Annotated in this window: 6 protein-coding genes; 1 reads left to right on the top strand and 5 read right to left on the bottom strand. The window is 69.0% G+C overall.

Features of this window, described 5'->3' with window-relative positions; translation table 11 throughout:
• Window positions 1-107: 107 nt before the first annotated feature.
• Genes ACIF83_RS13645 through ACIF83_RS13635 form a run of 3 tightly spaced genes read right to left on the bottom strand, consistent with a single transcriptional unit; the run spans window position 108 to window position 3,666 of the window.
• A complete protein-coding gene (locus ACIF83_RS13645; RefSeq protein ID WP_393468679.1) occupies window positions 108-1,115 on the bottom strand; it encodes an ABC transporter permease in 1,008 nt (335 codons plus the stop codon).
• Window positions 1,108-2,031, bottom strand: coding sequence for an ABC transporter permease (locus ACIF83_RS13640; protein ID WP_399726512.1), 924 nt, complete (start codon window positions 2,029-2,031; stop codon window positions 1,108-1,110). Before ACIF83_RS13640 ends, ACIF83_RS13645 begins: the two co-directional genes overlap by 8 nt.
• A gap of 6 nt (window positions 2,032-2,037) precedes the next feature.
• On the bottom strand, window positions 2,038-3,666 hold the full coding sequence (locus ACIF83_RS13635) for an ABC transporter substrate-binding protein (RefSeq protein ID WP_399726509.1): 1,629 nt from the start codon (window positions 3,664-3,666) through the stop codon (window positions 2,038-2,040).
• Between the two features lie 166 nt (window positions 3,667-3,832).
• On the opposite strand from ACIF83_RS13635, the gene ACIF83_RS13630 reads away from it, so the two are divergent.
• Window positions 3,833-4,642, top strand: coding sequence for a class I SAM-dependent methyltransferase (locus ACIF83_RS13630; RefSeq protein ID WP_393468670.1), 810 nt, complete (start codon window positions 3,833-3,835; stop codon window positions 4,640-4,642).
• On the opposite strand, the gene ACIF83_RS13625 is transcribed toward ACIF83_RS13630, so the two are convergent.
• Both ACIF83_RS13625 and ACIF83_RS13620 read right to left on the bottom strand, forming a co-directional pair.
• The gene (locus tag ACIF83_RS13625) at window positions 4,573-5,682 is read right to left on the bottom strand and encodes an ABC transporter ATP-binding protein (protein WP_393468667.1); all 1,110 of its coding nucleotides are present in this window, start codon (window positions 5,680-5,682) and stop codon (window positions 4,573-4,575) included. The genes ACIF83_RS13630 and ACIF83_RS13625 overlap by 70 nt on opposite strands.
• Window positions 5,683-5,695: 13 nt before the next feature.
• Complete coding sequence (locus ACIF83_RS13620) at window positions 5,696-6,757, bottom strand: ABC transporter ATP-binding protein (RefSeq protein WP_398137671.1); 1,062 nt, start codon at window positions 6,755-6,757, stop codon at window positions 5,696-5,698.
• Window positions 6,758-6,759: the final 2 nt, after the last annotated feature.

Below are 6,759 nucleotides of genomic sequence, written 5' to 3'. Positions count from 1 at the left end.
GGGGCGCCGGAGGACCACGGGCGGGCGGCCGCCGGCACACACCTCCCGCACCCCACCCCGGGCCCGCACCCCACGCGCACTTCACACACTTCGACCGGCACGGCAGCTCACCTCAGCCTCGGATCGAGGGCGTCGCGCACCGCGTCGCCGAGCATGATGAAGGCCAGGACCGTGAGGGCGAGGGCTCCCGAGGGCCACAGCAGGGCGTGCGGGGCGTTGCGGATGTAGGGGGAGGCTGCGGAGATGTCGATGCCCCAGGACACGTTCGGCGGCTTCAGCCCGACCCCGAGGTACGACAGGGTCGCCTCCAGCGTGATGTACGTGCCGAGCGCGATGGTCGCCACGACGATCACCGGCGCGACCGCGTTGGGCGCGATGTGCCGCATCAGGATGCGGGAGTTGGAGGCGCCGAGGGAGCGGGCGGCCTGGACGTAGTCGTTCTGCTTGGCGGTGATGACCGAGCCGCGCGCGATGCGCGCGATCTGCGGCCAGCCGAGCAGCACCATGAACCCGATGACCGGCCAGACCGTGTTGCTGGTCACCACGGAGAGCAGGACGAGACCGCCGAGGACGACCGGGATGGCGAAGAAGATGTCGGTGACGCGGGACAGCACCGAGTCCCCGAGGCCGCCGAAGAAGCCCGCGAGCGAGCCGAGCACCGACCCGAGGACGGCGACGCCGAGCGTGGCGCACACACCCACCGTGACGGACGTACGGGCGCCGTAGACGGTCCGCGTGTAGACGTTGCAGCCCTGGCCGTCGTACCCGAAGGGGGCTCCCGGCTGCGAGCCCTGCTGAGCCTTGGACAGGTTGCATGTGAGGGGGCTGCCGGAGGCGATCGCCGAGGGCCACAGGGAGATGAAGACCAGGAAGAGGATCACCAGCCCCGAGATGATGAAGACGGGGTTGCGGCGCAGGTCGCGCCAGGCGTCGGACCAGAGGCTGCGGGGTTTGCCCGCCGGACCCGTCCCTTCCGGCCCCCCGGGTGCCCCTCCGCCGAAAGCGGCTGACGGTTGCGGCTCCAGGGTCTCCGCCTCGCTCGCCGCCAGGTCCATCCCGCCGCCCGCGCCGGTGGGCGCGATCGCGCGATCGGGGTCGTACGGCTGCTCAGGCATAGCGGATCCTCGGGTCGAGTACGGCGTAGAGCAGGTCGACGAGCAGGTTGGCGATGAGGAAGACCAGGACCAGGATCGTCACGAAACCGACCACGGTCTGGGTGTTCTGCCGGACGATGCCCTGGTAGAGCTGGTAGCCGACGCCGTGGATGTTGAAGATCCGCTCGGTGAGGATCGCGCCGCCCATCAGCGCGCCGATGTCGGCGCCGATGAAGGTGACGACGGGGATGAGCGAGTTGCGCAGCAGGTGCCGGGTGACGACGCGACGCCTGGGCAGGCCTTTGGCGATCGCCGTACGGACGTAGTCGGACCGCTTGTTCTCCGCGACGGAGGTGCGGGTCAGCCGGGTGACGTAGGCGAGGGAGACGGACGCGAGGACGAGGCCGGGCACGATCAGCTCGGGGAAGGGAGCCTCCGGGGAGACCGACGGCTGGATCCAGCCCCACTGGACGCCGAGGAGGAGCTGGAGCAGCAGACCGGTGACGAAGACGGGCACGGAGATGACGACCAGGGTGCCGAGGAGCACGCCCGTGTCGAGGGGCCGCCCGCGGCGCAGGCCCGAGAGCACGCCCAGGGTGATCCCGATGACGATCTCGAAGAGGATCGCGACGATCGTCAGCCGGACGGTCGGCGGGAACGCCGTAGCCATCAGTTCGGTGACGGGCTGTCCGTTGAAGGCGGTGCCGAAGTCGCCGGTGAAGAGGTTGCCCATGTAGGTCAGGTACTGCTGCCACAACGGCTTGTCGAGGCCGAACTCCTTCTCCAGCTGGGCGGCCGTCGCCGGGTCGCAGGCCCGCTCGCCGCACAGCCCGGCGATGGGGTCGCCCATCACGTTCACCATCAGGAAGATCAGCAGGGTGGCTCCGACGAAGACCGGGATCATCTGGAGCAGCCGCCGGACGACATAGCGCCCCATGGCGGCTCAGCCGACCTTGATCTCGTTGTAGACGGGGACGCTGAACGGGTTGAGCGCCACGTTGGACAGCCGCTGGGAGTAGCCCGCGCTGCCGTTCTGGTACCAGAGCGGGATGGCGGCCATGTTGTCCCGGACGACCGCCTCGGCCTTCTGGAAGGTGGAGACGGCCCTGGCGGTGTCCGTCTGGGCGTTGGCCTGGTCGACGAGCTGGTCGAAGTCCTTGTTGGACCACTTGCCGTCGTTGGAGGAGGCGTTGGTGTAGTAGAGCGGCTGGAGGAAGTTCTGGATGAGCGGGTAGTCCATCTGCCAGCCCGCCCGGAACGGGCCGCTCATCTTGTGCTGCCCGATCTGGTTGCGGAAGTCGGCGAAGGTGCCGACGGGGTTGCCCACGCAGGCCTTCTCGTTGCCGAGCGCGTTGTTGACGGAGTTGCACACGGCGTCGATCCACTCCTTGTGGGAGCCCGTGTCCGCGTTGTACGTGATCTTGACCTGGCCGCCGGGGAGCCCGCCGCCCTCCTGGACCAGCTTCTTGGCCTCGGTGGGGTCGTACTCGCAGGCCTTGCCGCACAGGCCGTCCTGGAAGCCGCCGGCCGTGCCGAGGACCGGGGAGGTCCAGTCGGTGGCGGGGGTGCGGGTCTTCTGGAAGATCGTGTCGGTGATCTGCTTGCGGTCGATCGCCATGGACAGACCGGTGCGGACCTTCTCCGAGCCCGCCTTGTTCCAGGCCGGATCGTAGTACGGGAAGGCCAGGGTCTGGATGATGCCGGCGGGCGAATTGATGTACCGGCCGCCCAGGTCGCTCTTGACGTTCTTCAGCTGGGCGGCGGGGACGTCGTCGACGAGGTCGAGGTTGCCGGCCATCAGGTCGGTGTAGGCGGTGTTGCTGTCGGTGTAGACCTTCAGGGTCACACCGGCGTTCTGGGCCTTGTCCGGGCCCGGGTAGCCGTCCCACTTCTTCAGGGCCATCTGCGAGCCCTTCGTGTAGGACTCGATGGCGTAGGGCCCGTTGCCGACCGGCTTGCTCAGCCAGGCCGAGTGGTCGGTGAAGAACGACTGCGGCAGCGGGGCGAAGGCCACGTAGCCGAGGGTGTCCGGGAAGCTGGAGAACTTCTGGTTGAGCTTGACGGTGAAGGTGTGGTCGTCCACGACCTTCAGACCCGAGAGGGTGTCGGCGCTCTGCGACCCGCTGTCCGGGTGGACCTTGTCGTAGCCCTCGATGTAGCCGAAGAAGTAGGCGTTCTTCTGGTTGTTCTTCAGGCTCGCGCCGTAGTTCCAGGCGTCCACGAAGGACTTGGCGGTCACCTTCTCGCCGTTGGAGAAGGTCCAGCCGTCCTTCACCTTGATGGTGAAGTTCTGCGAGTCCTTGGTGTCGATGCTCTCGGCGAGCATGTTCTCGGCCTGGGCGGTCTTCGGGTCGTACCGCTTCAGCCCCCGGAAGATCATGTCGAGGACCTTGCCGCCCTGCACCTCGTTGGTGTTGGAGGGCTCCAGCGGGTTCTGCGGGTCGCCCCAGGAGGAGCTGAGCACCCCGGCGGCATTCCCGCCTCCGGTGTCCGCGCCGCCCCCGCAGGCCGCCGCGGCGAGCGCCACCGCAACCGCGCCGGCGGCCCGTCCGGCGTGCCTGGCTCCGCGCATCGGCTACCTCCTCGTGATCACCTATCGGCAAATATCACATCAAAAGGTGCACCGCGCACACGTTACCTGCCCCTTTGGGTGAGCACCCGTCAGGCGGAGTACGGCGAGCACGACAAAATCGCGAAATCGCTTACCGCCCAACCGGGCCAGCGGGCAGACTCCCGGCATGGTCGATCGTGTTTTCCGTGACGTCGAACTCGCCGCGCTGTACGAGAGGTTGAATCCATGGGGCCCCGGTGACGACTTCTACCTGGAGCTCGTGATGGCGGCCGGATCGGTCCTCGACCTCGGCTGCGGAACGGGCCGGCTGCTGCGCGCCGCCCGGGAGGCCGGGCACCGGGGACGGCTCACCGGCATGGATCCGGCGGCCGCCATGCTCGTGCAGGCACGGCGGGCGGAGCCGGACGTCGAATGGGTGCTCGGGGACTTCGCGACGCACCGGTGGGAGGGGGCGTTCGACCTGGTCGTCATGACCGGTCACGCCTTCCAGGAACTCCTCGGGGACGAGCAGGTGCGCAGCACGCTGCGCGGGGCGTGCCGGGCGCTGGCCGCCGGCGGCCGGTTCGTCTTCGAGACCCGGAACCCGGCCGCGCGGGCCTGGGAGCGCTGGACCCCGGACCGGGTGCATGAGTTCACCGACGAGGACGGCGACCCCGTGCGCGTGTGGCACGAGGCCGAGCCGGACCTCGTCGGGGACCGGATGACGTTCACCGAGACCTACGCCGGGGCGCGCTGGGAGCAGCCGCAGGTGTGCCGGAGCACCCTGCGGTTCCTGGCCGCCGACGCGCTGGACGGCTTCCTCGGCGAGGCCGGGCTGGCCGTCGCCGAGCGCTACGGGGACTGGGGGCGGGGGCCGATGGCCCCCGCCCCCAGTCCCGAGATCATCACCGTGGCCAGGGCCGCGGATCAGTCCTCGGAGGCGTGCTCCTCCAGCGACTTCAGCGCCGGGTCGAGGACGACGTCCTCATCGCGCTGAGTGGTCGGGTCCTCCGGGAAGTGGCAGGCCGTCAGGTGGCCGTCCCGGTTGCCGGAGATCTGGACCAGCGGCGGCTCCTCGCTCGCGCACTTGTCCTGGGCCTTCCAGCAGCGGGTGCGGAAGCGGCAGCCGGACGGCGGGGAGATCGGCGAGGGGACGTCACCGGAGAGCCGGATCCGCTCGCGGTCCTCGTCCTCGACCCCGACCTCGGGGACGGCCGACAGCAGGGCGTGCGTGTACGGGTGGCGGGGCCGGTTGTAGATCGCCTCCCGGTCGCCGACCTCGACCACCTTGCCGAGGTACATCACCGCGACGCGCTGCGAGAAGTGCCGCACGATGGCGAGGTCGTGGGCGATGAACAGGAACGCGATGCCCAGTTCCTTCTGGACCTCCTGGAGCAGGTTCACCACCTGCGCCTGGATGGACACGTCGAGCGCGGAGACCGGCTCGTCCGCCACGATCAGCTTCGGGTTCAGCGCCAGGGCACGGGCGACGCCGATGCGCTGGCGCTGACCGCCGGAGAACTCGTGCGGGAAGCGGTTGTAGTGCTCCGGGTTCAGACCGACGAGCTCCAGCAGCTCCCGGACCTTCTTCTCCCGGCCGCCCTCCGGCTCGATCCCGTTGACCTCCATCGGCGACTTGATGATCGTGCCGACGGTCTGGCGCGGGTTCAGCGAGGAGTACGGGTCCTGGAAGATCATCTGGATCTCGGACCGCACGGGCGCCAGCTGGCGGCGCGAGGCGCGGGTGATGTCCTGCCCGGCGTACGTGATGCTGCCGCCGGTCGGCTCCAGCAGGCGGGTGATGAGCCGGCCCGTGGTCGACTTGCCGCAGCCGGACTCGCCGACCAGACCGACGCTCTCGCCGACGCCGACCGTCAGGTCGATGCCGTCGACGGCCTGCACCGCGCCGACCTTCCGCTTGATCGGAAAGCCGCCGTAGATCGGGAAGTGCTTGGTCAGGCCCTTGACCTCGAGGAGGGTCTCCGACGAGGTCGTGGTGGAACCCTGCTGTTCGGGGAGGGTGAGGTTGTCGCTCATGTCTCGGTTCTCCCTAGCGCAGCCGGGGCTGGATCTGGTCGATGAAGATGGTCTGCTTCTGCTCGGCCGTGAGGTGGCACGCGGCGGCGCGTCCCTCGCCCAGCGCCGGACGCGTGTCCGAGCAGAGGCTGCCCTGCACCTCGTCCTTGAACGCGCAGCGCGGGTGGAAACGGCAGCCCGAGGGCGGGTTGAGCAGCGAGGGCGGGCTGCCGGGGATCGGCGTCAGCTTCTCGTGCAGGTCGCCGTCCAGACGCGGCATCGAGCTGAGCAGACCCCAGGTGTAGGGGTGCTTCGGCTCGTGCAGCACCTCGCGGACGCTGCCGCGCTCCACGGCCCGGCCGGCGTACATCACCAGCAGGTCGTCGGCCATGTGGGAGATGACGCCCAGGTCGTGGGTGATGAAGATGATCGCGGAACCGAACTCCTGCTGCAGGTCCTTGAGCAGGTCCAGGATCTGCGCCTGCACGGTCACGTCGAGCGCGGTGGTCGGCTCGTCGGCGATCAGCAGGTCGGGGTCGCACATCAGCGCCATGGCGATCATCGCGCGCTGGCGCATACCGCCGGAGAACTGGTGCGGGTAGTCGTCGAAGCGGACCTTCGGCTGCGGGATGCCGACCTTCTCCAGCATCTGGATGGCCCGGTCCTTCGCCTCCTTCTTGGAGGCGCCGCGGTGCTTCATGAACGGCTCGGACAGCTGGCGGCCCACCGTGTAGAACGGCGACAGCGCGGTCAGCGGGTCCTGGAAGATCATCGCCATCTTGTTGCCGCGGAGCTGCTCCAGCTCCTTTTCCTTGGCGGTGACGAGTTCCTTGCCGTCGAGGATGATCTCGCCGTCGACGGTCGAGGTGCGGGGGTTGTGCAGGCCCAGGATCGTCAGGTTGGTGACGGACTTCCCGGAGCCGGACTCGCCGACGATGCCCAGGGTCTTGCCGCGCTCGACGTCGAAGGAGAGGCCGTCGACGGCCCTGACGATGCCGTCCTCGGTGGAGAACTGCACCTTCAGATCGCGGACCGACAGGAAGCTCTCCGCACCGTTCGGGGCCGGAGTGCCCTCGGTCTTGGTCAGTGTGGTCACGG

This window comes from Streptomyces sp. NPDC085866 (assembly GCF_044541035.1).
GTDB lineage: Bacteria > Actinomycetota > Actinomycetes > Streptomycetales > Streptomycetaceae > Streptomyces.
This window is presented reverse-complemented; position numbering and strand designations above follow the sequence as displayed.